Source organism: Pedobacter sp. AK017, from assembly GCF_014200825.1.
Lineage (GTDB): Bacteria > Bacteroidota > Bacteroidia > Sphingobacteriales > Sphingobacteriaceae > Pedobacter > Pedobacter heparinus.
In genome coordinates, this window is the sequence record NZ_JACHCW010000003.1 from 207,176 (window position 1) to 233,104 (window position 25,929).

Consider the following 25,929-nt stretch of genomic DNA (forward strand, 5'->3'; position numbering starts at 1 on the left):
ATATGAATTTCGATAAGGAAAAGACCCTTGATATTTTTCTGAATGTACTTTTTGACCGGTACCGGAAGGCTGTACCAGCGGTTAAAAAGATTACTGGTTCGCTCATTGAGGCCGGTGTGATAAAAGCACAGGAAGAAATTGTGAATGACCACATTGCTTTCCGTACTTTAGGGGTACCACATCTGGGCATTGCTTCTTTCGAAAAGATCTTTTTGCACCAGGGGTATAAAAAAATGGATTACTATTATTTTGAGGGTAAAAAACTGAATGCCTATTGGTATGCACCACCTGCTCCTGAATATCCCAGGATATTTATGAGTGAGCTGATCGTTAAAGAGCTGTCGGAACTGGCGCAGCAACTTATTTACAAGTACACTTCCAGTATACATAAAGACCCTGTGGATACACTTGACCTTGACAATGGAGCTGAGATCGGTACATTTTTTCATCAGCCTTTATGGCAACTGCCTGATCTGGCAGATTACCAGCGCTTACTGGAAGAAAGTGAGTATGCCGCCTGGGTAATTTACAACCGATACTACCTGAACCATTATACCATCAGCGTGCAGGACCTGAAGCCTGGCTACAATAAGCTGGAAGATTTTAACCGGTTTGTGGAATCGCTTGGCTTAAAGCTGAACAGTTCAGGTGGTAAGATCAAAGTGAGTGCAGACGGTTTATTGCGGCAGAGCAGTACTATGGCCGAAATGCAGGAGGCTGTATTTGCGGAAGGCGAGCGTATGCCGATTGCAGGCAGCTATGTAGAATTTTCGGAGCGTTTGGTTTTACCGGAATTCAGGGAGCTGCCTTTAACTGAAATAAAAAGGGATCACCGGCGTGAAGGTTTTGAGACCAATAATGCTGATAAAATATTTGAAAGTACGTATATTAAACCTGCAAAGGATTAATCAATTTATAAAGCAATGAACATCAACGAAATATTAAACAAACTGGGGATTGAACCAGACAATTCAGGGACTTCAACAGGTAGTAAATGGCTGGCATCCAAAGGGGCTGTTATCAGTTCCAGCTCTCCGGTAAATGGACAGGTAATTGCCAGCTTGCAAAGCACAGATGTGGCGGGCTATGAAAAAGTAATGGAACAGGCAAGCCAGGCCTTTTTGCATTGGAGAAAGGTACCCGCGCCTAAGCGTGGTGAAATGGTACGTCAGTTTGGAGATGCCCTGCGTGAACATAAGGATGCCCTGGGGGCATTGGTATCTTTTGAGATGGGAAAGAGTTTACAGGAAGGCATGGGCGAGGTGCAGGAGATGATCGACATCTGCGATTTTGCTGTAGGATTATCGAGGCAGCTTTATGGCTTAACGATGCATTCAGAGAGGCCCGGTCACCGTATGTATGAGCAATGGCATCCACTGGGGGTAGTCGGCATTATTTCGGCCTTTAATTTTCCTGTGGCGGTTTGGGCCTGGAACACTGCGCTGGCCTGGGTATGTGGCAATGTATGTGTCTGGAAACCTTCTTCAAAAACACCGCTCTGCGCCATAGCCTGTCAGCATATTGTTGCTAAAGTGTTAAAGGCAAATGATTTACCTGAAGGAATAAGCAATTTGGTTACGGGTAATGCCTGTGGCACATTGATCAATGAGGACAAGCGTATTCCATTGATCTCTTTCACCGGTTCTACCAGAGTTGGAAAAGTGGTTTCAGCTACGGTGGCCGGCAGGTTTGGCCGGAGCATACTGGAGCTGGGCGGAAACAATGCCATTGTTATTTCTGCAAGTGCAGATTTAGAAATGTCGGTCATCGGAGCTGTATTTGGTGCGGTTGGGACTGCCGGGCAACGTTGTACCTCTACCCGCAGGCTGATCATCCACGAAAGCGTTTATGATGATTTTACGGCTAAACTGGCCAAAGCTTACGGGCAGATCAAAATTGGTGATCCTTTGGATGAAAATAACCATATGGGTCCGCTGATAGACCAGGGGGCTGTGAAAGATTACCTGAATGCGATTGAGCAGGTGAAACAACAGGGGGGCAGGTTTTTAGTTGAAGGCGGAGTGGTTAATGGACCTGGTTTTGAATCGGGCTGTTATGTTAAACCTTGTATTGCCGAGGTTAAAAACCATTATGCAATTGTACAGGAAGAGACCTTTGCACCTGTTCTGTATGTGATGAAATACAAAGACATAGCGGAAGCCATAGCCATGCAGAATGATGTACCCCAGGGCCTTTCATCTGCAATTATGACTTTGAACCTGCGTGAAGCAGAACAGTTTTTATCTGCCGCAGGCTCTGACTGCGGTATTGCAAATGTAAATATCGGTACCTCCGGGGCTGAAATAGGCGGCGCCTTTGGTGGCGAGAAGGAGACCGGTGGTGGCAGGGAAAGCGGATCTGACGCCTGGAAAGGGTATATGCGGCGGCAAACGAACACCATCAATTATTCCAATACACTGCCATTGGCCCAGGGCATAAAGTTTGATTTGTAAGTTATGCTTAACTTGTCTTGAAATCAAGGGATGGAAGAGAAGCTTAAGGCACTGGCGGGTTCGCTGCAAGGTGAATTATATACGGATGACACCACCAGGTTGTTGTATGCTACAGACGCATCGACCTATTCTGAAATGCCCCTTGCTGTTGCGGTTCCCCGTTCAGTAGCTGATCTGAAGCTGCTGATTGAATTTGCAGGTGAAGAAGGGACATCACTGATCCCACGTACGGCAGGGACCTCATTGGCCGGACAGGTAGTAGGGAGTGGTATAGTGGTGGATGTATCTAAATATTTTAACCAGTTTATAGCACTCAATACCACTGAGCGCTGGGTTAAGGTGCAACCGGGCGTAGTGCGCGATGAGCTGAACAAATACCTTCGGAACTATGGTTTGTTTTTTGGCCCTGAAACTTCAACAGCCAACCGTGCCATGATAGGAGGTATGGTGGGCAATAATTCCTGTGGTTCAAATTCTATCCTATACAAAAGTACAAGAGAGCATACCCTTGAAATTAAAGCTTTGTTAAGTGATGCCTCTGAGGTGACATTTAAGGCGCTGAATTTTGAGGAGTTTATTGCGAAATGCGAAGGGACAAGTCTTGAGGCCAGGTTATACCGTTCTATCAGAAGCCAGTTGGGGAATTATGAAAACCAGCAGGAAATCAGAAAAGAATTTCCGCGCAGTGACATAGAACGGCGAAATACCGGATATGCGATAGATATTTTGCTTGACACGGCACCTTTTACTGCGGGAGCTGAGGATTTTAACTTTTGCAAACTGATAGCAGGATCAGAAGGTACACTGGCTTTCATTACGGAGGTGAAGCTGAACCTGGAACCCCTGCCCCCGGCACATTCAGGTTTACTCTGTGTCCATTTTAATACACTGGAAGCTGCCCTGCAAGCCAATCTGGTAGCCTTAAAATACCAGCCAAATGCGGTTGAGCTGATTGACCATTATATCTTGGAATGTACCAGGGATAATATGGAGCAGCGTGCGAACAGCTTTTTTGTGCAAGGGGAGCCGGCAGCCCTGCTGGTTATTGAATATGCCAGAGCTAGCAGGGCTGAAGTGATGGAGGTAGCGGCCAGGGTTGAAGCGGAACTGCGTAACCTGGGACTGGGCTATTATTTTCCTTTGTTGTTCGGTCAGGACATTAAGAAAGTATGGTCGTTAAGAAAAGCAGGATTGGGCTTATTGGGTAATTTGCCCGGCGATGAAAAGGCTGTTCCTGTAATTGAAGATACCGCAGTTGCGGTACAGGATTTACCGGCCTATATCCGGGATTTTAATGCTATTTTAAGCAAACATGGTTTGTATGCTGTCCATTACGCCCATGCCGGTTCCGGGGAGCTGCATTTAAGGCCTATTCTGAACTTAAAAACAGAACAGGGAACCCGAATGTTCCGGTTAATAGCCGAAGAAATAGCCCTGCTGGTCAAAAAATATAAAGGTTCTTTAAGCGGTGAACATGGGGATGGGCGGTTAAGGGGAGAATTTATTGCGCAAATGGTTGGCGAAAAGAATTATGCCTTGCTGAAAGCAATAAAAGCGACCTGGGACCCCCGGAATATTTTTAACCCCGGTAAGATCATAGACAGTCCGCCTATGGATACCATGCTGAGGTACACTGCCGGACAAAAAGGATTTGATTTTAAAACTGTGTTCCGTTATGAAGGACAGAATATGTTGCAACATATTGAACAGTGTAATGGTTCAGGAGATTGCCGCAAATCCCATCTGGCAGGGGGTACCATGTGTCCTTCTTATATGGCTACGCATGACGAAAAGGATACCACCCGGGCCCGGGCAAATATATTGAGAAATTTTTTAACGCATTCTGAGCAGGTCAATAAATTTGATCACCGGGAAATTAAGGAAATACTGGACTTATGTCTGAGCTGTAAGGGGTGTAAATCGGAGTGTCCTTCCAATGTGGATATGGCAAAATTAAAAGCTGAGTTTTTACAGCATTACCAGGATGCCAACGGTATTCCGTTCAGGTCGAGGCTGATAGCCAACTTTAGCAGAATTGCGGCGCTGGGTGCAATGGCGCCCCGGCTGTACAACTGGATGATGACAGGAAGAGGTGTTAGCCACGCTGTAAAAAAAATATCCGGTTTTGCTGCCGGCAGGAGTATGCCTGAAATTCAGTATACCACTTTGAGAAGCTGGTTCCTGAAACATCAGCGCGACACCTGGAAAGGAGAAGTTCTGCAAAGTACAAAAAAGGTTTACTTTTTTTGTGATGAATTTACCAATTACCAGGATACGGAGATTGGCATAAAGGCCATCCTGCTGCTGGAAGCCCTTGGTTATGAGGTAATCCTGCCGAAGCACCTGGAAAGTGGCAGGGCTTCTATTTCAAAAGGTCTGTTGCGGAGGGCCAGGAAAATTGCCCAGCACAATGTCTGGTGCCTGGACCCATTGATCAATGAGGCATCGCCCTTAATAGGTATTGAACCTTCGGCAATCCTGACTTTCAGGGACGAATATCCCGATCTGGTAAATGACGATCAGCTGGACGTAGCAAGGAAACTGGCTGCCAACGTTTTACTTATTGATGAATTTTTGGCCAGAGAAATACAAAGGGGAAATATTAAACAGTCTGATTTTAGTACTGAAGCCAGAACGGTTGTACTGCACGGGCATTGCCAGCAAAAAGCTTTTAATGCCTTAAGCGCTACCGAACAGGTCCTTTCCTTTCCGGTGAACTATAAAGTGGAAACCATTCCTTCAGGCTGTTGCGGGATGGCGGGTTCTTTTGGGTACGAAAAAGAGCATTACAGCCTGTCGATGCAGATTGCTGAGCTGGTACTTTTTCCGGAAATCAGAAAACAGACAGATCAGGTGATCATAGCGGCAACCGGAACCAGCTGCAGGCACCAGATTAAGGATGGTACCGGAAAAAGAGCATTGCACCCCGTAGAAATATTATATAATTGTCTGCTTTTAAAATAACTCTTATCTTCAGGGCATGATTTTACGTACCACTATTTTTGTACTTTGCCTGTTGCTTTCGGGCATTGTAACCTACGCCCAAAAAACGGATACCACTTATTATGATAAAGACTGGGAGCCTTCTACAAAGGCATTGGGTTCTTATTTCCGCATTACCAAAACAATAGAAGAAGGCAAAAGGTATGAGGTTACCGACTACTTTAAATCCGGGAAAATCCAGATGACTGGTGCTTATACCTCACTTTCACCAGAAGTAAAGGACGGGGAGTTCATCTGGTACGATGAGCAAGGAAAGAAAGAAAAAGAAGCGGTATATGTACTGGGAAAGCTTAGGTTTAAAAAAGACTACAGAGCAGTTCCACCACCAAACGGGGCCACTGAGTTCGTTTCTTTAGAAAAACAGCCTGTATATCCGGGAGGGATCAATAAATTGTATAAATACATTGGGGCCAATTTTGTGTACCCCAAAAGCATGTTGAAGTTAAGGCCCAAAGGTACCATTAAGGTCAGCTTTCTTATTGAAAAAGATGGCAGTGTATCAGAAGTATATGTTAAAGAGTCGGTACACCCCTTACTGGATGCTGAAGCCATCCGGGTTATTGAGGGGATGGAAAAATGGGAGCCCGGGATACAAAGTGGAAAACCTGTAAGGGTAGCTTATAACATCCCTATAAAAATGAATTGATGGTTATTTTTATGTAACATAGACAAAGCCGCATACTCTAATAGCTAAAAAACACCAGTCATGCTTAAAATCACCAGTTTTTTCTTATTGATTTTCACGGTAGCTTCTGCAGCATCTGCACAGAGCCCTGCTACCTTTAACAAATTAAAACTCGATAGCCTGATCAAAACCGTTGGTGCAAAGGATAAAGCCATGATGAGCATTGCTGTAATGCAAAATGGGAAAATGGTTTACAGCAAGGCCGTAGGCTATGCTATTGCAGATACAAAAATACCCGCTACACCGGAAACCAAATACCGGATAGGTTCCATTACAAAAGTATTTACCGGAACGGTTATTTTTCAATTGATACAGGAGGGTAAACTTAGTCTTACCACTACTCTGGCAACCTTTTTTCCTGCTTTGCCGAATGCCGATAAAATAACAATGGCACATCTGCTGAATCACAGTAGCGGATTGTTTAACCTTACAAGTGATCCCGGTTATGCAAGTATTCTTGGAGCAAAATTAAGCCAGGCCGACTTACTGGCAAGGTTTCAGCATGCCCCGGTTTTTGAGCCGGGTGCAAAAAACGAGTATAGCAACACCAATTTCATCCTGTTAGGGTTTATTATAGAAAAACTGGATAAGAAAAGCTACGCTGCATCTGTAAAATCACGTATCATTGATAAAATAGGGTTAAAAAACACCTATTATGGCGGTCCGATCAATCCGGCAAATAATGAGGCCAGATCTTACAAATGGAAAGAGGGCTGGGTGGCCGAACAAGAAACCGATATGAGTATACCCGGTGCTGCCGGTGCAATGGTAGCGAACCCGGGGGACCTGGTACAGTTTTTTAATGCATTGTTTACCGGAAAACTGATCAGCGAAGCCAGTCTTTTGCAGATGGAAAAAATAACAAATGGCTATGGAATGGCAATGTTCAAGATGTCATTTGGTGAACACAGCAGTTATGGACATACTGGCGGAATAGATGGTTTTCAGTCGCAGGCAGCCTACTTTCCTGAAAATAAGATGGCAATAGCCATTACGGCTAATGGTGTTAACACTTCATTGAATGATGTGGCTATCGGAGTGCTTAGCATTTTGTTTAACAAGCCTTATGTTATTCCTACTTTCAGCAATCTGAAGCTTAAAAACGAAGACCTGAATAAATATCTGGGTACCTACGCAAGTGATAAAATGCCACTTAAAATAACAATTACCAGCAAGGATGCAGTTTTGTATGCACAAGCCACGGGGCAATCTGCTTTCCCCCTTGTTGCGGCCAAACCGGATGTTTTTACTTTTGAATCGGCAGGAATCAACTTAACTTTTGATGTGGCGAACAATCAAATGACATTCAGACAAGGTGGGGCGACATTTGTGATGACGAAGGAAAAGTAAGACAATCCTATTTTTGCATCAGCCTATTTGCTATGGGAACATCGGCAGGTGCGAGGTGATAAGAAGGGAGATCATCCACATTTACCCATAATACTTCATCATGATCCGTTAAGATGATTTCTCCGCTTACAAAAGTGCAGGAGTAAGCCTTTAAAGTTATCGTAAAATTGCCATAATTATGGATATGATCCATTATGTGATGGTTTACCTGAATAATGATCATTAATTCCTCGGCAAGTTCCCTTACAAGGCATGCTTCAGGCTCCTCACCGGGCTCTATTTTTCCGCCTGGAAATTCCCAGTAGCCCGCAAGGTGTTTATGGGCCGCCCGTCTTGCGATGAGCACCTTATTTTCCCTGAAAATTATTGCTGCGGCTACTGAGATCATAAAATCATGGTATAATTTATCGTTGAAAATAGCCGAAGTTAACACATTTTCAGATAAGCAATGGGTTTAATTATTATTGTCTCCCTATTTCCGGAGCATATTTTTTAGTATTTAATGGTTATATTTAGCGTATTTATGAACAACTTACTTAAATTTCAATATCAACTTGTAAAGGAAAGCAGGGCGGTGGTATTGCGGTACCTGGAGTTACAAGTACAGGATGACCTGTTGAAAGGAGTTGATACCTTTAATGGTAAAAGTATTGCTTTTATGATGGTACATGTGGCCAATACCTATATTGCATGGGTGGGTAATTTTGCTTTGGCGATGCAAAGACCTTATTATACAGAAAGCGAGTTTACAATGGTAGCGCAACTGAGGACAATTTTTAAAGATGTCGACCTGATCATGGAGCAGTTTATTACAGGTTTTGCAACAGATACGATGCGAGCCGTTAAGGGATACAAATGGGCAGATCAATACATTGAAACGGATGCGTACAGTATTTTTACGCATGTATTGACCCATGAATTTCATCATAAGGGGCAAATAATGACGATGGGCAGGCTGCTTGGCCATACGCCTCCTGATACTGATGTGATGAGGTTTTAATTATCGTAAATACAAAGGTTTTTGAAAAAAAAGAAAGAGATGAATACAGATTATTCCCAAAAGGCAACAAACGAAGAGATCAAAGCGAGATTTGATAAAGATGTGGAACGTTTTTCAAATCTGGAAACCGGACAGCAATCTACTATAGATGCTCCGATCACAATGGAACTGTGTACAGCAGCAGCCCAATACATTAATCCGAAGGCAAAGGAATTACTCGATATTGGTTGTGGGGCAGGTAATTACACTTTGAATATGCTTGGTAAGATCCCCAACCTGAATTGTACCTTAAATGACCTGAGTTTACCGATGCTGGAGCGGGCAAGAGCACGTGTGGCTGCTCAAACCAGTGGTGAAATTACCATCCTGCATAATGATATGCGTAATTTAGATTTACCAGAAAATCATTTTGACATCGTACTGGCCGCGGCCACTTTTCATCACCTGCGTGATGATGCCGACTGGGAACTTGTTTTTACTAAAATTTATAAAGCCCTAAAACCAGGTGGCAGTTTATGGATTTCTGATCTGATTACCCATAATTCAAGCCTGATCAACCGGCTTTTTGAAGATAAGTACCGGGTCTATCTCGAAAGTTTGGGAGGGCCGGAGTATGCGCAAAACGTATTTGATTATATTGCTTATGAGGATACCCCGCGATCTTTAAATTTTCAGCTGGCATTGCTGACTAAAGTGGGTTTTAGAACTACGGAGATATTGCATAAGAATTCGAATTTCGCAGCTTTTGGCGCAGTGAAGTAGCTTATGGTTTTTAAGAGGAAGCCATAAGAGGCTTCTTAAATGATAACTTTATATGGATAAAAAAGTAGAAGTTGAAACTTTGCATTTGTTCCCTTTGCTAAACAAAAAACTCATAGAACTTTTAAAATCTTTAACTGATGAAGAATGGAATGCCCAAACGGTAGCCAGACTTTGGAAAGTTAAAGATGTTGCTTCCCATCTTCTGGATACGAATTTAAGGACATTATCTATCTCAAGAGATGGCTATATTGGTGAGAAAGCTGAAAACATAAGTTCTTATCAGGAGCTGGTATCCTTTCTTAATAATTTGAATATGACCTGGACAAATGCAACCAAAAGACTTAGTCCTGATGTTTTGACATTCCTTTTGGAAATCACCGGACCACAATTTTCGGCACACCTTAATTCGCTTGATCCATTTGAAAATGCGGTATTTGCCGTTTCCTGGGCAGGACAACAAACTTCAGCCAATTGGTTCAATATTGCCAGGGAATACACGGAGAAATTTTTGCATCAACAGCAAATCAGGGATGCAGTTGGCAAACCAGGTATTATGACCAGGGAGTTGTATTATCCTTTTCTTGATGTTTTTATGTATGCGCTTCCGTATACTTTTAAAAATATAGCTGCAGAAACCGGAACTGTTGTTTCATTAATTATAACCAGTGAAATTGGTGGACAATGGAATATTGTTAAAGATGAAAACAAGTGGACTTTGAATAAGAAAAACGACCTGAAGGCAGATGCCACAGTTAAGATTGATCCTGATACTGCCTGGAAACTCTTTTCCAAAAGTTTGGCACCTGAACAAATATTACCACAAGTGGAAATTACAGGTAATAAAAAATTAGGACAACATACATTACAGATGGTGTCTGTAATGGCCTGATGAAAGAATACAATTGCAGGAACTGATGAATACAGAGATACAAACCTATAATGATGCCCAGCCTGGCGCATATAAAGAAATCTGCAACAGACTGGCAACCGAAATTGGCCATAACCTGGGCGAAGCTGAAAGTAAGATCTGGCATGCACATCCGGTTTGGTTTATAAATGGAAATCCCATTGTTGGCTATAGCAAACTTAAAGCCGGCATCAGGCTGATGTTCTGGAGCGGGGCTGATTTTGCTGAAGAACAACTTAAAATAAACACTGGAAAATTTAAAGATGCATCGGTGACCTATACTGCTGCCGAAGAAATTAATACCGGAGACCTGAAACGCTGGCTTGAAAAATCAAGGGAAATACAATGGGATTATAAGCACATTGTTAAAAGAAAAGGCGTTTTATTGCGGTTGAAATAAACAGATAAAAACCAATGGGTTTTATTTAAGGGTTTTTGTTCGGGTAGGTTAACGAAAGGTAAATAAAACGGTTTATGGAGTAGGAAGGAAGGGAGTAGTTTAGTATATTGGATCTTCAAAATAACCTGAATGAATCCTTTTAAAATATCCTTAGGGCTGGCTTTCATTGCTCTGTTCGCTGTTGGAACTGCATCTGCCAGACAATCTGTACCAGACAATGCACATATCGCTGCCCTTAAAAAGGCAGTGGAGCCATTTGTTAAACTGTCACCAGAAGCAATCGCAGCCCTGGTTCCCAGCTACTCGGGCCTTAACTTTGTGGGCTGTCCAAACTGTAAGGGGGGTGCCCAGGACATGGGCGTATTGAAATGGACTTATGGAATGGGCGATCGGGTAAAATGCCGTTTTTGCCAGATGACTTTTCCCAATGCACAGTTTCCAGACAACAAAGAGAACGTGATTACCACACCAAGTGGCGGGAAGCAGGTTTACCGGTACTACGAAAATGAAAAGGGTAAGGCGTACTATTATGAAGCACACGCCTGGTATGAGCGTTGGGAGTGGATACAGCAGCTTGCTGCTCAGTTGGCCGAATTGTGGACGCTGACCAGGGATCCGGCCTATGCCGACCGGGCGGCTGCCATATTGGGCCGCTTTGCCCAGGTTTTTCCAGACTATGCAGTACGTTTCGACTACCCCAACCGTCCGGTCAGTTTCTTTGCGGCCAACCAAAAGTGGCCTTATGAAGGTATGCAGCCTTATCGGGGAGCGAAATGGAGTTGGTGGGGTTATTCATCTATCCCGATTAAAATGGCTGAAGTGTACCAGCAATTGCAAAGCACATACGACTGGAGGCGCATGGATAAGACCATTGGCCCTGAGACCGACAGGAAAATAGTAAAAGATCTTTTGGTATTGGGCTATGCGCATGTTGCGGCCAATCCTGAAGCCTACAGCAACATGTCGCCAGGTATGTATGAAAACATGATCAGACTGGGCAAGATCATCAATGATCCGAAAATGGTGGCCGATGGGCTCAAACGTTTTCAGGAATTTATAAAAGTTGGTTTCTTTGCCGATGGGTGGTGGAAAGAGGGCACAGTTTCGTACCATGACCAAACCATTAACAGTTTAAATAATGTCATCAAAACGGCGGGCCTGGATCCTGCAGCTATGCCGTTTTACCAAAAAGCCTATGGTGTTAGTCGCGATGCCATTTTGCCAAATGGGCGCAAGATACCCATCAATGACACCTGGCCTTATGAAAAAGTAAAAGGCAAAGGCACAGATAAAACGGTTTCACACCTGTGGTCTGCATTGGGCAATGCTGCACTGGGTACCGGCGAGGGGCAAAATCAGGTATTGCTCAATGTGAACTGGAGTGGTAACTACGGTCATTCGCATTACGACAATGGCGGTATTATCCTATATGCACTTGGTGAAGAACTCCTGTCGGATATTGGGTATACCCATACAAAATATCGTGGCTGGAGCATTCAGACTGCCTCGCACAATACAGTGGTAATTGACCAGCGGGGACAGGATGTGGGCACACCAGAACATCCGGCGACGGGCAGGCTCAAGTATTATGATGATACCGATGCACGTGTAAAAGTAATTGATGTGGATGCCTCACCAGCTTACAAAGTTGCAAAGACCTATCGCCGGCGCTTGGTTATGGTGCATGTAGCTCCGGGTAAGGACTATGTACTGGACCGTTTTGATGTAGAAGGTGGCGGAACGCACGATTGGTTTTTGCATGGCATGGCCGAACAGGAGGGTAAGCTGGAAACCAGTATCCCCCTGGGCAGTTCTTTAAGCACGCTGGTTCCGGAATGGGGTGGCAAACAGATGCCAGAAGCGCAGGAAGATGCGGACCTCTCCGGCAGGCGCTACCATCCGTATGCCCACCTGCGTGACATACAATCAGGCAAAGCAAATGGGAGGTGGACAGCTACCTGGCGTTACGATCATTCTGGCTTGCGTATCCATAGCCTGTCGCCCCAAAATGTACAGGTTTTCAAACTGCGTTCAGCAGCTATTCGTCCAGCAGCTGAAGACGACAATAAACTCGACAATTATATGCGCAGCAGCATTATGCAGCGGCACAGTGGTGGTAAATCCTCTTTTATCACAGTTCATGAGCCCTTTTCTAAAGAACCCTGGATAGATAAGGTATACATGGAAGGAGCGGAGGTCATAGTGCGTTATCAGCTGGATGGCAAGACCCGGACTGACAGGGTGAGGCTAAATGATCGTGGCGTAAGCGTACGCTCTACGGGAGGCTGGCAATACGATTCGGGCAAAGCACAGTCAGGCCTGGTTGAGGCTTTTGACAGCAGCAATGGAAAATGGCGGTTGCAGCTGGACAGAGATGCCCCTAAAGTAGATTTTGTCAGATTAGACCTTCCCGGTGGCGGAACGCGTTATTACAAGGTTGTGGCTGCTGATGGCAAATGGCTGCAGCTACAGGACGATCCGGGTTTCGGTATGCAGGGTAATCATTTAAAGTTCCATACTTTTCCACAAGATAAATACCAGGGTACAATCAGGTATACAATTTTTGAAAGAAGAGAGCAGCTTTGAAGCTGGTAGTTTTAAAAATCAATAAATTCATTTCAATTATGTTGAAAATTGGCCATAGCACTTATCAGTAGGTTAGAATGTTTGTAACTTGAGATGACCAAGGTCGGATAAACCGGATGACCTGGACAATTAAACCCAAATTATGAAAAGACAATTATACCTGTATATGATTTTTGTTGTAGTTGAACTTATGGTTTTTACAACAAAGGGCTATTCCCAAACCAAGGCCGATGTGGTTTGGAAAGACGTGGATGGCGTATCTATGCCCATACCCCCTAAGACCCACCCGCGTTTGTATCTACGTGAGCAGCAAGTTCCTGACCTGAAAAACAGGATGAACGACCCTAAACTGAAAAAAGTTTGGGCCGATATGATCAAGATGCAGGAAGACTGGAAGCCAGCGGATATTCCTGAAGTTAAAGACTTTCGTTTTTATTTTAACCAGAAAGGGCTTACTGTAAGGGTTGAACTAATGGCCCTGAACTATCTGATGACCAAGGATCCAAAGGTAGGACGGGAAGCCATCACTTCAATTATTGATACCCTTGAAACTGCAACTTTTAAACCAGCAGGTGATATTTCGAGAGGGATAGGCCTGTTTATGGTTACAGGGGCCATTGTGTATGACTGGTGCTACGATCAGCTGAAACCAGAAGAGAAAACACGTTTTGTGAAGGCATTTGTGAGGCTGGCCAAAATGCTCGAATGTGGTTATCCTCCGGTAAAAGACAAGTCTATTGTTGGGCATGCTTCCGAATGGATGATCATGCGGGACCTGCTTTCTGTAGGGATTGCCATTTACGATGAATTCCCTGAGATGTATAACCTGGCTGCGGGTCGTTTTTTCAAAGAACACCTGGTTGCCCGCAACTGGTTTTATCCCTCGCATAACTACCATCAGGGTATGTCATACCTGAACGTAAGATTTACCAACGACCTTTTTGCCCTCTGGATATTAGACCGGATGGGCGCTGGTAATGTGTTTAATCCAGGGCAGCAGTTTATCCTTTATGACGCGATCTATAAACGCCGCCCCGATGGACAGATTTTAGCAGGTGGAGATGTAGATTATTCCAGGAAAAAACCAAAATATTATACGATGCCTGCATTGCTTGCAGGTAGCTATTATAAAGATGAATACCTTAATTACGAATTCCTGAAAGATCCCAATGTTGAGCCACATTGCAAATTGTTCGAATTTTTATGGCGCGATACCCAGTTGGGAAGTCGTAAGCCTGATGATTTGCCACTTTCCAGGTACTCAGGATCGCCTTTTGGATGGATGATTGCCCGTACCGGATGGGGTCCGGAAAGTGTGATTGCAGAGATGAAAGTCAACGAATATTCCTTTCTTAACCATCAGCATCAGGATGCAGGAGCCTTCCAGATCTATTACAAAGGCCCGCTGGCCATAGATGCAGGCTCGTATACTGGGTCTTCAGGAGGTTATAACAGTCCGCACAACAAGAACTTTTTTAAGCGGACTATTGCACACAATAGCTTGCTGATTTACGATCCTAAAGAAACTTTCAGTTCGTCGGGATATGGTGGAAGTGACCATACCGATTTTGCTGCCAACGATGGTGGTCAGCGGCTGCCCGGAAAAGGTTGGATTGCACCCCGCGACCTTAAAGAAATGCTGGCAGGCGATTTCAGGACCGGCAAAATTCTTGCCCAGGGCTTTGGTCCGGATAACCAAACCCCTGATTATACTTATCTGAAAGGAGACATTACAGCAGCTTATTCGGCAAAAGTGAAGGAAGTAAAACGTTCATTTCTATTCCTGAACCTTAAGGATGCCAAAGTTCCGGCAGCGATGATCGTTTTTGACAAGGTAGTTGCTTCCAAACCTGATTTTAAGAAGTTCTGGTTGTTGCACAGTATTGAGCAGCCTGAAATAAAGGGGAATCAGATTACCATAAAACGTACAAAAAACGGTGATAGCGGGATGTTGGTGAATACGGCTTTGCTGCCGGATGCGGCCAATTCAAACATTACCTCCATTGGCGGCAAGGGCAAAGACTTCTGGGTGTTTGGTACCAATTATACCAATGATCCTAAACCGGGCACGGATGAAGCATTGGAACGTGGAGAATGGCGTGTGGAAATCACTCCAAAAAAGGCAGCAGCCGAAGATTACTACCTGAATGTGATACAGATTGCCGACAATACACAGCAAAAATTACACGAGGTGAAGCGTATTGACGGTGACAAGGTTGTTGGTGTGCAGCTTGCTGACAGGATAGTTACTTTTAGCAAAACTTCAGAAACTGTTGATCGTCCCTTTGGCTTTTCCGTTGTTGGTAAAGGAACATTCAAATTTGTGATGACCGATCTTTTACCCGGTACCTGGCAGGTGCTGAAAGACGGAAAAATACTTTATCCTGCGCTTTCTGCCAAAGGTGATGATGGAGCCCTTTATTTTGAAGGAACTGAAGGAACCTACCGTTTTTTGAGATAAACCTTATCTCATTCTTTTCAAAAACACAGGCCGTTTTTCGTTATGAAAAATGGCCTTTTTCTTTTTATCAGCTCCTGTAACGTTTGTTTACCTGATTACGTTTATGCTATATAAACCATAAACTATTTACCTGCATGAAGAAATATCCGAACCTAACCATTAAAGTCTTTACCATTCTACTGGCTGTAGCATTTTTAATGAATGGCTGTAAAAAGAAGGAACGTAGCCCTACCGACTGGGAAGAGCTGTTGTCGGCTAAAAAGAACGAGCTGGTAAACCTTACGGCCAATATTCCCTGCAGTGAGCTTGAGCATGTGCAGATTAAAGATATTTCAACGGACTGTTCCGTAACGTATTATCTGGTAGTTGCCTCAAAGCTGGCACAATTTGAAAAGCTAAAAACAGCGTATTTTGATCTATTGAGTGCTTATAATAAATCTTTATATCGTGCTGGTTATATTGTGGAACCTTGTTTTGAATCCATCTGGATGGCCGAACAACCTATCCGAACCGAATGCAAAGATGGTAAAGTTCAGCTCATCACATCAAATAACATCAATATTGAAGAAGCCATCCCCCTTGCAGCAAAGAGCTATGAAGAAATCATGACGATGGTAAATGCCCAAACCTGTACCGGTGGAGCAGAATGGTGGCCTACACCCATAGTTAAAGATGAGGTAATGGAGCTGGATTTTATCCTTTATCTACACTCAAAGGACTACTCGGTATTAAAGAAAAAAGTTTCCCTTTATAATAAATTGAAATACAGGATCTTTGAAGCACAAGGTACTGGTGGTATCCTTCGGAGCAAATTGAAATTCGACAGAACAGACTGCGTAAATGGCAAGCCTGTGATCGTGTATAAAAACTAAGCACTTTAAATATTAGTGCAAGCGTACAAACTGGATATAATCTGTATTAACAGGTTCTAGATTATTTAGCTTCATATCTTTTGCGATCTGGGCACGGTGATAAGTGCCATGATTGCAAACGTGCAACAAGATATCGGCAACAGCGGTTTCATAACTGTCACCTGTAAAAGTTTTGTATGTTATGATTCTGGAGTCTGGTATATCGGGATAGGCTATTTGAGCCAGTGCATCTGCACTTTTTTCAAGTAACAGGGCGCAGGTTTTAAGATCATGTACCTGCCATACGGTCACGGCAGGTTCAAATCCATTGATCCTGGCGACCCATATCGTTTGCGCATTTGCAATGTGGCTAAATAGCCTGATGCAGGACCCGGGGACTGCGCTTTCGTTTTCTTTTAAGGCAGTTAACAAAAGCGAATTGGCCCAATTGTTATATTTAGAGAATTGTCTTAGCATTAATCAGCTTTCAATACCGTTACTTCAACACGCCGGTTGATCAATCTGCCTTCTTTGGTTTTATTGTCGGCAACAGGGCGAGTATCGCCCAATCCTGAAGTTTTAATGTTTGCTTCAGGAATTCCTAAACTTACCAGATAAGTTTTTACAGAGGCAGCTCTTTTTTCTGATAACCACAAATTGTATTCCGGGGTTCCGGTCTTATCGGAGTGGCCTTCAACCAATACTTTTCTATCGGCATATTTATTTCTGATCACTTTTGCCACATCATTAATCCTGCTTTTTGATTTTTCATTTAGGTAAGAAGAATTGGTAGGGAACAATATTTCCGAACTGAATGTAAATCTGATCCCTGCGGCTGTACGTTCTACCTGATCGCCAGGCAGCTCTCTTTGTATGTTAAATATTTCGTTATCGGTACTTTTGGTTTCGGCAGTTTGGGGTGATTTGGCCAGGATTTTTTTAGTCTTACAAGAATAAGCAGCTGGCAGCAATAAAGCTAGAAATACGATTGTTCTGGTTCTCATTATAAAAAATTAAACGCGAATATAAGAAAATACTGAAGAGATTATACCCCATAATGAGCCAGAATAAGTTGGTTATTTTAATTTGGAAGCCTATTATTGTAAATAAATATAAATTAATTAAAAATTGAATAAAATTTATGGAAGCGATTTCTGACATAGGCGTTATAGGTATTGCGGTAATGGGTGAAAACCTCATTCTGAATATGGAGAGTAAAGGCTTTAGTGTTACAGCCTATAACCGTAGTGTTGATAAGGTAGAAAAGTTTGTGAATGGACGCGCCAAGGGAAAAAATATTTTTGGAGCGATGTCTATAGAAGAGTTTATTGGTTCATTAAAGCGTCCGCGTAAGGTGATGCTGATGGTGAAAGCCGGACGTCCTGTTGATGATTTTATTGAAACACTTATTCCATTACTGGAACCTGGTGATATCATTATAGATGGCGGCAACTCTCATTTTCCTGATACGGAAAGACGTGTTAAATATGTAGAAAGTAAAGGATTGTTGTATATAGGTACTGGTGTTTCCGGAGGAGAAGAAGGCGCTTTATTGGGCCCCTCTATTATGCCGGGCGGCAGCAAGGCTGCATGGGAATCTGTAAAACCGATCTTTCAAGCTATAGCAGCAAAGGTAGAAGACGGTTCGCCATGCTGTGAGTGGATCGGAGATGGGGGATCAGGTCATTTTGTGAAAATGGTTCACAATGGTATAGAGTATGGCGATATGCAATTGATCAATGAAACCTATCAGGTGATGAAAGATATGCTGGGTATGTCGGCAGATGATATGCAGAAGGTATTTGCGGAATGGAATAAAGGTGAACTGAACAGTTATCTGATTGAGATAACGAGTGATATCCTGGCCTTTAAAGATGAAGACGGAGCGCCTTTAGTGGATAAGATCCTGGATACTGCCGGACAAAAAGGTACCGGTAAATGGACAGGTACTGTAGCGCTTGAACTGGGTGTTCCCCTTACCTTAATTGCGGAGTCTGTATTTTCAAGATGTTTGTCTGCCTTAAAGGATGAACGTGTAGCGGCTTCTAAGGTATTAACCGGCCCTACACCTACATTTGAAGGCGATAAGGCTGCGTTTATCAATGACCTGCGTGACGCGTTGTATGCTGCTAAAGTGATCTCTTATGCACAAGGTTATCAAATGATCCAGGCTGCTGCACTAGAGTACGGCTGGCAATTGGATTATGGCAGTATCGCCCTGATGTGGCGTGAAGGATGTATCATCAGGTCTTCTTTCTTAGGCAAAATAAAAGAAGCTTTTGATAAAAACCCTGCTTTGCAAAACCTGATCCTTGATGATTTCTTCAAAGACAAAATCCTTCAGGCCCAGGCCGGATGGAGAAGGGTAGTGGCTGCTGCTGTCCTTAATGGAATTCCGGTGCCTTGTATCAGCGCGGGGATCAACTATTTTGACGGTTACAGAAGTGCACGTTTACCGGCAAACCTTTTACAGGCACAGCGGGATTATTTTGGCGCACATACCTATGAACGTTTAGATGGACCACGTGGTCAGTTCTTTCATACCAACTGGACGGGGCGCGGTGGAGAAACGTCTTCCACTACTTATGGTGTTTAGAAATTTTTTAAAAAAGAGGATGTATCAAAAATGGTCATCCTCTTTTTGGTTAAGTTCAATAAAGCGGGATTATTTAAATGGATATTTATCAAACAACGTTAACATTACGTGCAAGAAAAAGAGGATTTCATCTGATTACTGATGAGATACTGATGGAATTTCCAGAAATTAAATCATTGAGAACCGGAATCTGTCAGGTTTTTATTCAGCATACTTCCGCGTCACTTACCATTAATGAAAATGCGGATCCAACAGTGCGCGGGGATTTTGAGACCTTTTTTAATAAAGCAGTTCAGGAAAACGATCCTGATTACAAGCATGATTATGAGGGTGCAGATGATATGCCCGCACATATAAAATCTTCTATACTGGGTAGCTCAGTAACTATGCCCATCCGTAATGGAAAATTGGCCTTGGGCATGTGGCAGGGGATTTATCTTTGTGAACATCGTGATCATGGAGGTGAAAGGAAGCTCATTGTAACTGCCTGGGGAGTATGACAGGCATGCTATAGTTCAGGAGGAAATTTACATTTTTTTTTCATCACCATCGCGTTTATTACCTAAATTGGTTTTTGGGACATCTGTGTCCTTTATTTTTTCGTCAGAATTGTTTTCGGGCTGATCATTCAGGTTTTCCGTTGCTGGCAATTCCTGGCTACTTCGCCGATCGGTGCTGCTATGGTATTTAGGTTTGGTCAGATTTTCTGTTTTTTCAACATCATATTGCTTAGAGCCGGGTTTGGGTGTTCCATGATTTTTCATAAGTATGATTTTAAAATGTAAAAAATAGGTGCTGATCAGACATCAGCACCTTATTTCTATATGTCGCTGCCCGGTGTTGTTCCCGGTTCATGACTTGACCCCAGTGGTTTATGCTTTCTTTCCGGTCTTGAGATCAGATCTGTTCTTCCCAGATCAGCGACCGAAGAGGTTTCTCCACTATCTGGTTTCTTTTCATTGATGGGCTCCTTCGTTTCTTTATAAACATTTTTTTTTGGCGCTTCATCTTTTTTCAGCTTATCCTGTTGGTTTGCCATAATTATAAGTTTTAGTGAATACCTATTATCTGATTAAAGAACAAACCAGGTGGAATTATGTTTCAGATTAACTGGTTTGGACACAAAAAACGCTACAGTGGCATCGAGGATAGCCGTAAGCAGCAGTAATTTGTGCGTCAGGAGTTTATTGCTATATTGTAAATATATTTAGTCCCAATCTGCATTATATGCTTAGCTCATGACAAAAATATTTCCTGCAGTTACGGACCTGACCAAAAGCATAAGATCTGCTGTAATTTATAAGAGGGAATGAAAGCATAGACCGAAAATTTCACTTGAAGAGGAATGGGAAAGCTTGGTAGTGTTATACAGTCAATAATATTGAAGTATTTGTAATTATTTTTATAAAATACTAATATTTTTAGCATAACTTTACGGTTCCAAATCAGAAGTGATGCCCGAAAGCAACATCGATATTATCAATCAGCTCCGAAAGGATATTTTGCAGTTGGAAGGTTTTAAGCCCCCGACTGCGGCAGCTGTTTCTGTTATGGGGCTTGGGCTCTTAGAGGCTACTTTTCCAAATGGAATTTTTCCTATCGGTGTGGTGCACGAGTTTTTGGGTGCCGAAACAGAACAGGCTGCGGCCTGCAGCGGTTTTATGGCGGCTTTGCTGGGCAGGCTGATGCAGCATGAGGGTATCGGCGTATGGATTGGCACTTCAAGGAAGCTATTTCCGCCTGCACTGAAGGCGTTCGGCATTGAACCGGACCGGGTAGTTTTTGTGGACCTGCAAAGGGAAAGGGATGTTCTTTGGGCAATGGAAGAAGCACTGAAATGTGAGGGACTGGCTGCTGTTGTCGGAGAAGTGCGGGAGATCAGCTTTGCGCAATCCCGGCGACTGCAACTGGCTGTCGAAAGCAGCAGGGTAACCGGGTTTATTTTGCGAACCGATGCCAGAAAACTAAGTACAACGGCATGTACCGTACGCTGGCAGATTACCTCCTTGCCAAGTGAGGAAAGTGAAATGCCTGGTGTAGGTTTTCCCCGCTGGAATGTTGAACTGCTGAAAGTCCGCAACGGCAATCCCGGTAGCTGGCAAATGGAATGGGCCGAAGGTCACTTTATACAGCTCAGTGAACCTGCATCAGCAAAGGAAATGGAGCTTCAAACATTACAAGCAGGATAATCATGCAAAAACGATTTGTAACCTTATGGTTTCGTCACTTACTGACGGACTGGCTTGCCCTCCGCAAGCCGGAGCTAAAGGGTGTGCCTTTTGTTTTTGCTACACCAGATCATGGCCGTATGGTGATTACCGCCACTACTATTGAAGCGGAATTACAGGGAATAAATGTTGGGATGGTGGCAGCGGATGCCAAAGCTATTGTTCCATCTTTGCAAGTAGTGGATGATATTCCTGGTAAAGACCTGAAACTGCTGAGCTTGCTGGGCGAATGGTGCATTCGTTATACACCGTTTGTAACGGTCGATTTACCTGATGGCTTGATACTGGATATTTCCGGTTGTACCCATTTGTGGGGTGATGAAAGAAGTTATTTAAAAGAAGTGGTTACCCGTTTGAGAAGCAAAGGCTTTGATGTGCGTGGCGCTATGGCCGATACTGTTGGCACAGCCTGGGCAATTGCCCGCTTCGGAAAGGTAAAACCGATCATTGAGCCCGGCGAGCAGGCTGAGGCTTTACTTTCATTACCGCCCGAGGCGCTACGATTAGACAATAGGATTACAGAACGGCTGCAAAAACTAGGGCTCAGGAATATCCGCAGTTTTATCCATATGCAGCGCTCCGCTCTACGGCGGCGTTTTGGCCAACAGCTGCTATTACGACTTGATCAGGCACTGGGTAACGAGCAGGAATTGTTGCAGCCCTTGCAACCAATCGAGGCCTATAGCGAACGCTTGCCCTGCCTGGAGCCGATCAGAACAGCTATCGGGATAGAGATCGCAATCAAACAATTATTGGAAATGCTTTGTCTGCGCCTGAAACAAGACGGCAAAGGCTTACGGACTGCCATTTTTAAATGTTATCGTATAGATGGCGAACTGGAACAGGTCAGCATTGGCACCAGCAGTGCTACTTATCATATTTCGCATTTGTTCAAGCTTTTTGAACTAAAGATTGCTACCATTACACCGGCTTTGGGTATCGAGTTATTTGTAATGGAAGCGTCCAAAACAGAAGATGTACCACTCGTTCAGGAAGGATTATGGGCAGGAAGTCTGGGCCTTGAAGCCAGGGCAGTAACAGAACTGATCGACCGCTTGGCGGGCAAGGTGGGTGCAAATGCAATCCACCGTTACCTGCCGGTAGCGCACTACTGGCCGGAACGTTCTGTTAAAGCTGTCGGCACACTCCAGGAAAAACCTCAAATGAGCTGGAAGAGCGATAAGCCACGGCCCATATGGTTATTGGACAAGCCGGAACGGATTGAAGTAACAGCGTTGATTCCTGATAGTCCGCCTATGCTTTTTATTTATAAAAGCAAGGTACATCAGATCAGAAAAGCAGATGGTCCCGAACGTATTGAACGGGAGTGGTGGCTGGAAAATGGTGAGCACCGCGATTATTATAGTGTAGAAGATGCAGCTGGCAAACGCTATTGGTTGTTCCGGTCGGGGCATTATTCTGATGATAAGTCCCATCAATGGTTTATACATGGATTTTTCGCATAAGAGCATAAATAATGGGTTATACTGAATTACAAGTTACCAGCAATTTTAGCTTCCTGCGGGGCGCTTCCCATCCTGATGAAATGGTGGAACAGGCGGCGGCTTATGGCTATTCTAAAATAGCCATAACAGACAGGAATACACTGGCAGGTATTGTGCGTGCCCATGTTGCTGCTAAAAAGATCGGAATGTCCATTATTCCTGCTTGCCGATTTGACCTGATTGATGGGCCAAGTTTGCTGGCTTATCCGACAGACAGAGATGCTTACAGCCGTTTATCTGGTTTGCTTACAACAGGTAACCTGAGGGCTGAAAAAGGATCTTGCCATTTATATAAAAAAGATGTGTATGAACATGCCAAAGGCATAAAATTTATCGTAGTTCCACCAGCTTCACTAAATACCAGGTTTGACTTTGAGGAGAGTTTCAAAAAAACATTGACTGAATACCGTGAGGCTTTGGGATCGGATGTTTATCTCGGCGCGATGCGTTTGTATAATGGCGATGATATGAAACAGCTTTACCGGCTGTCGCAGTTAGCTAAGCTGCTGGATATGCCGATGGTGGCCACCAATGATGTGCATTATCATGAACCTAAGCGACGGGAATTACAGGACATATTAACCTGTGTCCGTGAAAAATGCACTATTCAGCATGCAGGTTTTTTGCTGCATCAGCATGCAGAGCGGTACCTGAAACCAATGGAGGAAATGCAGCGTTTGTTCAGGCAGTATCCAGATGCCATCACACGCACACAGGAAATTGCCGAAGCCTGCCAGTTTTCCCTTGATAGCCTGAAATATGTGTATCCCGAAGAAATTACCAGTGATGGCCGCACCCAAATGGAAGAACTGACTTTTTTAGTCTGGCAGGGGGCAAATGAAAAATTTAACCATGCAATTCCTGAAAAAGTTGAAGCTACGATTAAGGCAGAACTGGCCTTTATGGAGAAGCGCAACCTTGCAGCTTATTTTCTGACCGTTCATGACTTTGTGCGTTTCGCCCGAAGCCAGCGCATCCTGTGCCAGGGACGAGGCTCGGCGGCCAATTCGGTAGTGTGCTATTGCCTGGGTATCACCTCGGTCGATCCTTCTAAATTCAGGCTGCTGTTTGCGCGTTTTATGTCGGAAGCCAGGGACGAACCGCCTGATATTGACGTTGACTTTGAGCATGAGCGCCGTGAAGAAGTGATACAATATATTTATCAGAAATATGGCCGTGAGCGTGCTGCCATTGTTGCCACTGTAACCCAGCTGCATTTCAAAGGTGCTGTCAGGGACGTGGCAAAAGCAATGGGCCTATCCGTAGATATGGTAAACCGTTTGTCGGCTTCCGTCTGGCGCCATACAGAAGTACTGGATGATCAGCAGCTCATAGAACAGGGTTTTGATCCCTCAGACCGGCATTTACGTAAAACCCTTGAATTAACCTGTCAAATGATAGGTTTTCCACGCCAGCTTGGACAGCATACCGGCGGCTTTGTAATTACGCAGGGTAAACTGTCGGACCTTTGCCCGGTGATGAATGCCCGTATGGAGGACCGTACATGCATTGAATGGAACAAGGATGATATAGATGCGCTCGGTTTTTTGAAAGTGGATGTACTGGCATTGGGTATGCTGACCTGCATCCGTAAAGCGTTTGATCTGGTTAAGGCGCATTATGGGCTTGACCTGACTTTAGCCAATGTGCCACAGGATGACCCCGCCGTTTATGAAATGATCAGCCATGCAGATACCATCGGTGTTTTCCAGATCGAAAGCAGGGCACAAATGTCCATGCTGCCGCGCCTGAAACCCAAATGTTTTTATGATCTGGTTATCGAGGTTGCCATTGTCAGGCCAGGGCCAATACAGGGTGATATGGTTCATCCTTACCTGCGCCGTCGCAACGGCGAGGAGCCGGTGGAATATCCATCAAAGGAATTGGAAGAAATATTGGACAGGACACTCGGTGTGCCTTTGTTTCAGGAGCAGGCGATGGAGATTGCCATCATGGCCGGGGGCTTTACTCCGGCAGAAGCAGATGAGCTGCGCCGGAGCATGGCTAGCTTTAAAGCAAACGGCAAATTGCATCTGTATGAAAAAAAACTGGTAGACGGTATGGTAGCCAGAGGCTACGAAGAGGGATTTTCGAGGCGGATTTTTAAGCAGTTGCAAGGGTTTGAGGGCTATGGTTTCCCTGAAAGCCATGCTGCTTCTTTCGCCTTGCTGGTCTATGTTTCTTCCTGGCTCAAATGTTATTATCCTGATGTATTTGCAACGGCACTGCTGAATAGTTTGCCAATGGGGTTTTACCAGCCTGCACAGCTCGTTATTGATGCACAAAAGCATGGAGTTGAGGTAAAACCTGTAGATATTAATCTTTCTGGCTGGGATAATTTACTGGAAGAAAAAGCGGGTAAACACTGGGTTGTGCGTTTGGGGTTCCGGCAGGTTTCTGGATTAAGGGAAGAGGATTTACAGGCATTGATTGCCGGAAGATCGGGGGGGTATTTCTCGGTCAATGCACTGCGCGATGCAGGTGTACCGCAGGCTGCCCTGGAAAAGCTGGCTGGTGCGGATGCCTTCCGCTCGATAGGTCTTGACCGCAGGCAGGCCTTGTGGGAAGTGTCTGCCTTGGGTGACAGGCCGGTGGCCTTATTTGAGGGGCAGCCCTCTGAAAGTGTTACCGAAACGCAGGTAGCCCTTCCGTTTATGACTGCCGGCGAACATGTTGTGCAGGATTACGCAGCGACTTCCTTGTCCCTTAAAGCACATCCAGTTAGTTTTGTAAGGGAAAAGCTGAAGCTATTGCGGATATTATCTGCCCAGGAAATTACCGAAGCTAAGGATGGTGACTTTGTAAAAGTAGCTGGATTGATCCTGGTTCGGCAAAGACCGGGCACCGCAAGCGGTATTTGTTTTATCACTATAGAAGATGAGAGCGGAACGGTAAACCTGGTTGTATTTCAAAAGCTTTTTGATCATTACCGGAAAGAGATATTGCAGTCTAAACTGATTATGGTGGAAGGCCAGCTTCAAAAAGAGGGTGAGGTTATTCATGTGGTACTCAAACGCTGCTTCAATTTTAACAAGTTACTGGGCAATTTAACCGTCACTGCAACCGAAGCGCAAACCGATGTTTTCTATAAGGGAAGGAATTTTAAGTAGCAGATAACCATGAAGGTAAACAGAGAGGATGT

The 25,929-nt window shown here is 44.2% G+C and carries 22 protein-coding genes; 17 read left to right on the forward strand and 5 right to left on the reverse strand.

Features of this window, described 5'->3' with window-relative positions; all coding sequences use genetic code 11:
• Positions 1-2 precede the first annotated feature (2 nt).
• From HDC92_RS05850 to HDC92_RS05870, 5 genes are read left to right on the forward strand one after another with little or no spacing between them, the layout of a single operon-like run.
• On the forward strand, positions 3-908 hold the full coding sequence (locus HDC92_RS05850; protein ID WP_183872971.1) for a DUF1338 domain-containing protein: 906 nt from the start codon (positions 3-5) through the stop codon (positions 906-908).
• A 15-nt stretch (positions 909-923) separates the two neighbouring features.
• Positions 924-2,453, forward strand: a complete 1,530-nt coding sequence (locus tag HDC92_RS05855) for an aldehyde dehydrogenase family protein (RefSeq protein WP_183872973.1) — start codon at positions 924-926, stop codon at positions 2,451-2,453.
• Positions 2,454-2,483: 30 nt separating this feature from the next.
• On the forward strand, positions 2,484-5,417 hold the full coding sequence (locus HDC92_RS05860) for an FAD-binding and (Fe-S)-binding domain-containing protein (RefSeq protein ID WP_183872975.1): 2,934 nt from the start codon (positions 2,484-2,486) through the stop codon (positions 5,415-5,417).
• A gap of 16 nt (positions 5,418-5,433) precedes the next feature.
• Positions 5,434-6,102 carry an energy transducer TonB gene (locus HDC92_RS05865; protein WP_015808232.1) on the forward strand — a complete coding sequence of 223 codons (669 nt, stop codon included), beginning with the start codon at positions 5,434-5,436 and terminating at the stop codon, positions 6,100-6,102.
• A 60-nt stretch (positions 6,103-6,162) separates the two neighbouring features.
• Positions 6,163-7,491: a serine hydrolase domain-containing protein gene (locus tag HDC92_RS05870; RefSeq protein ID WP_183872977.1), complete on the forward strand. Its 1,329-nt coding sequence runs from the start codon at positions 6,163-6,165 to the stop codon at positions 7,489-7,491.
• Positions 7,492-7,498: 7 nt separating this feature from the next.
• Here HDC92_RS05870 and HDC92_RS05875 read toward each other — a convergent pair whose 3' ends face one another.
• Complete coding sequence (locus HDC92_RS05875; RefSeq protein ID WP_183872979.1) at positions 7,499-7,879, reverse strand: (deoxy)nucleoside triphosphate pyrophosphohydrolase; 381 nt, start codon at positions 7,877-7,879, stop codon at positions 7,499-7,501.
• Between the two features lie 135 nt (positions 7,880-8,014).
• Between HDC92_RS05875 and HDC92_RS05880 the strand changes: the two genes are divergently transcribed.
• The 7 genes from HDC92_RS05880 to HDC92_RS05910 all read left to right on the forward strand — a co-directional run bounded on the left by HDC92_RS05880 (position 8,015) and on the right by HDC92_RS05910 (position 16,479).
• Positions 8,015-8,491, forward strand: a complete 477-nt coding sequence (locus tag HDC92_RS05880; RefSeq protein WP_015808229.1) for a DinB family protein — start codon at positions 8,015-8,017, stop codon at positions 8,489-8,491.
• A 21-nt stretch (positions 8,492-8,512) separates the two neighbouring features.
• Positions 8,513-9,253 (forward strand): class I SAM-dependent methyltransferase, encoded by a 741-nt coding sequence (locus HDC92_RS05885; protein ID WP_255484459.1) that lies wholly within the window; start codon positions 8,513-8,515, stop codon positions 9,251-9,253.
• A gap of 52 nt (positions 9,254-9,305) precedes the next feature.
• Positions 9,306-10,142 (forward strand): maleylpyruvate isomerase N-terminal domain-containing protein, encoded by an 837-nt coding sequence (locus HDC92_RS05890; RefSeq protein WP_183872981.1) that lies wholly within the window; start codon positions 9,306-9,308, stop codon positions 10,140-10,142.
• 25 nt (positions 10,143-10,167) lie between these two features.
• Complete coding sequence (locus HDC92_RS05895; protein WP_015808226.1) at positions 10,168-10,560, forward strand: DUF1801 domain-containing protein; 393 nt, start codon at positions 10,168-10,170, stop codon at positions 10,558-10,560.
• 129 nt (positions 10,561-10,689) lie between these two features.
• The gene (locus HDC92_RS05900) at positions 10,690-13,146 is read left to right on the forward strand and encodes a heparinase II/III family protein (RefSeq protein WP_183872983.1); all 2,457 of its coding nucleotides are present in this window, start codon (positions 10,690-10,692) and stop codon (positions 13,144-13,146) included.
• Positions 13,147-13,288: 142 nt separating this feature from the next.
• Complete coding sequence (hepB, locus tag HDC92_RS05905; RefSeq protein ID WP_183872986.1) at positions 13,289-15,607, forward strand: heparin/heparin-sulfate lyase HepB; 2,319 nt, start codon at positions 13,289-13,291, stop codon at positions 15,605-15,607.
• 134 nt (positions 15,608-15,741) lie between these two features.
• Positions 15,742-16,479: a hypothetical protein gene (locus tag HDC92_RS05910; protein ID WP_183872988.1), complete on the forward strand. Its 738-nt coding sequence runs from the start codon at positions 15,742-15,744 to the stop codon at positions 16,477-16,479.
• A 12-nt stretch (positions 16,480-16,491) separates the two neighbouring features.
• Here the strand turns inward: HDC92_RS05910 and HDC92_RS05915 are convergent, their stop codons facing one another.
• Together HDC92_RS05915 and HDC92_RS05920 are read right to left on the reverse strand one after the other, a co-directional pair.
• On the reverse strand, positions 16,492-16,935 hold the full coding sequence (locus HDC92_RS05915) for a DinB family protein (RefSeq protein ID WP_015808222.1): 444 nt from the start codon (positions 16,933-16,935) through the stop codon (positions 16,492-16,494).
• Entirely contained in the window at positions 16,935-17,462 is a 528-nt protein-coding gene (locus HDC92_RS05920) for an OmpA family protein (protein WP_183872990.1), read from the reverse strand. Before HDC92_RS05920 ends, HDC92_RS05915 begins: the two co-directional genes overlap by 1 nt.
• Positions 17,463-17,599: 137 nt before the next feature.
• Between HDC92_RS05920 and gnd the strand changes: the two genes are divergently transcribed.
• Positions 17,600-19,054 carry a decarboxylating NADP(+)-dependent phosphogluconate dehydrogenase gene (gene gnd / locus HDC92_RS05925; RefSeq protein WP_015808220.1) on the forward strand — a complete coding sequence of 485 codons (1,455 nt, stop codon included), beginning with the start codon at positions 17,600-17,602 and terminating at the stop codon, positions 19,052-19,054.
• 77 nt (positions 19,055-19,131) lie between these two features.
• On the forward strand, positions 19,132-19,554 hold the full coding sequence (locus tag HDC92_RS05930; protein ID WP_183872992.1) for a secondary thiamine-phosphate synthase enzyme YjbQ: 423 nt from the start codon (positions 19,132-19,134) through the stop codon (positions 19,552-19,554).
• A gap of 27 nt (positions 19,555-19,581) precedes the next feature.
• Here HDC92_RS05930 and HDC92_RS05935 read toward each other — a convergent pair whose 3' ends face one another.
• The gene (locus HDC92_RS05935) at positions 19,582-19,818 is read right to left on the reverse strand and encodes a hypothetical protein (protein ID WP_015808218.1); all 237 of its coding nucleotides are present in this window, start codon (positions 19,816-19,818) and stop codon (positions 19,582-19,584) included.
• A gap of 56 nt (positions 19,819-19,874) precedes the next feature.
• On the reverse strand, positions 19,875-20,093 hold the full coding sequence (locus HDC92_RS05940; protein WP_015808217.1) for a hypothetical protein: 219 nt from the start codon (positions 20,091-20,093) through the stop codon (positions 19,875-19,877).
• A gap of 415 nt (positions 20,094-20,508) precedes the next feature.
• Between HDC92_RS05940 and HDC92_RS05945 the strand changes: the two genes are divergently transcribed.
• From HDC92_RS05945 to HDC92_RS05955, 3 genes are read left to right on the forward strand one after another with little or no spacing between them, the layout of a single operon-like run.
• Entirely contained in the window at positions 20,509-21,243 is a 735-nt protein-coding gene (locus HDC92_RS05945) for an ImuA family protein (protein WP_015808216.1), read from the forward strand.
• Between the two features lie 2 nt (positions 21,244-21,245).
• Complete coding sequence (locus tag HDC92_RS05950) at positions 21,246-22,748, forward strand: Y-family DNA polymerase (RefSeq protein ID WP_183872994.1); 1,503 nt, start codon at positions 21,246-21,248, stop codon at positions 22,746-22,748.
• Between the two features lie 11 nt (positions 22,749-22,759).
• Positions 22,760-25,897 (forward strand): error-prone DNA polymerase, encoded by a 3,138-nt coding sequence (locus tag HDC92_RS05955; protein WP_183872996.1) that lies wholly within the window; start codon positions 22,760-22,762, stop codon positions 25,895-25,897.
• Positions 25,898-25,929 lie beyond the last annotated feature (32 nt).

Excerpts from the sequence above, each read along its gene's own strand:
- HDC92_RS05850 (WP_183872971.1), top strand. The coding sequence starts at position 3 with ATGAATTTCGATAAGGAAAAGACCCTTGATATTTTTCTGAATGTACTT.
- HDC92_RS05855 (WP_183872973.1), top strand. The coding sequence starts at position 924 with ATGAACATCAACGAAATATTAAACAAACTGGGGATTGAACCAGACAAT.
- HDC92_RS05860 (WP_183872975.1), top strand. The coding sequence starts at position 2,484 with ATGGAAGAGAAGCTTAAGGCACTGGCGGGTTCGCTGCAAGGTGAATTA.
- HDC92_RS05865 (WP_015808232.1), top strand. The coding sequence starts at position 5,434 with ATGATTTTACGTACCACTATTTTTGTACTTTGCCTGTTGCTTTCGGGC.
- HDC92_RS05870 (WP_183872977.1), top strand. The coding sequence starts at position 6,163 with ATGCTTAAAATCACCAGTTTTTTCTTATTGATTTTCACGGTAGCTTCT.
- HDC92_RS05875 (WP_183872979.1), bottom strand. The coding sequence starts at position 7,879 with ATGATCTCAGTAGCCGCAGCAATAATTTTCAGGGAAAATAAGGTGCTC.
- HDC92_RS05880 (WP_015808229.1), top strand. The coding sequence starts at position 8,015 with ATGAACAACTTACTTAAATTTCAATATCAACTTGTAAAGGAAAGCAGG.
- HDC92_RS05890 (WP_183872981.1), top strand. The coding sequence starts at position 9,306 with ATGGATAAAAAAGTAGAAGTTGAAACTTTGCATTTGTTCCCTTTGCTA.
- HDC92_RS05895 (WP_015808226.1), top strand. The coding sequence starts at position 10,168 with ATGAATACAGAGATACAAACCTATAATGATGCCCAGCCTGGCGCATAT.
- HDC92_RS05900 (WP_183872983.1), top strand. The coding sequence starts at position 10,690 with ATGAATCCTTTTAAAATATCCTTAGGGCTGGCTTTCATTGCTCTGTTC.
- hepB (WP_183872986.1), top strand. The coding sequence starts at position 13,289 with ATGAAAAGACAATTATACCTGTATATGATTTTTGTTGTAGTTGAACTT.
- HDC92_RS05910 (WP_183872988.1), top strand. The coding sequence starts at position 15,742 with ATGAAGAAATATCCGAACCTAACCATTAAAGTCTTTACCATTCTACTG.
- HDC92_RS05915 (WP_015808222.1), bottom strand. The coding sequence starts at position 16,935 with ATGCTAAGACAATTCTCTAAATATAACAATTGGGCCAATTCGCTTTTG.
- HDC92_RS05920 (WP_183872990.1), bottom strand. The coding sequence starts at position 17,462 with ATGAGAACCAGAACAATCGTATTTCTAGCTTTATTGCTGCCAGCTGCT.
- gnd (WP_015808220.1), top strand. The coding sequence starts at position 17,600 with ATGGAAGCGATTTCTGACATAGGCGTTATAGGTATTGCGGTAATGGGT.
- HDC92_RS05930 (WP_183872992.1), top strand. The coding sequence starts at position 19,132 with ATGGATATTTATCAAACAACGTTAACATTACGTGCAAGAAAAAGAGGA.
- HDC92_RS05935 (WP_015808218.1), bottom strand. The coding sequence starts at position 19,818 with ATGAAAAATCATGGAACACCCAAACCCGGCTCTAAGCAATATGATGTT.
- HDC92_RS05940 (WP_015808217.1), bottom strand. The coding sequence starts at position 20,093 with ATGGCAAACCAACAGGATAAGCTGAAAAAAGATGAAGCGCCAAAAAAA.
- HDC92_RS05945 (WP_015808216.1), top strand. The coding sequence starts at position 20,509 with ATGCCCGAAAGCAACATCGATATTATCAATCAGCTCCGAAAGGATATT.
- HDC92_RS05950 (WP_183872994.1), top strand. The coding sequence starts at position 21,246 with ATGCAAAAACGATTTGTAACCTTATGGTTTCGTCACTTACTGACGGAC.
- HDC92_RS05955 (WP_183872996.1), top strand. The coding sequence starts at position 22,760 with ATGGGTTATACTGAATTACAAGTTACCAGCAATTTTAGCTTCCTGCGG.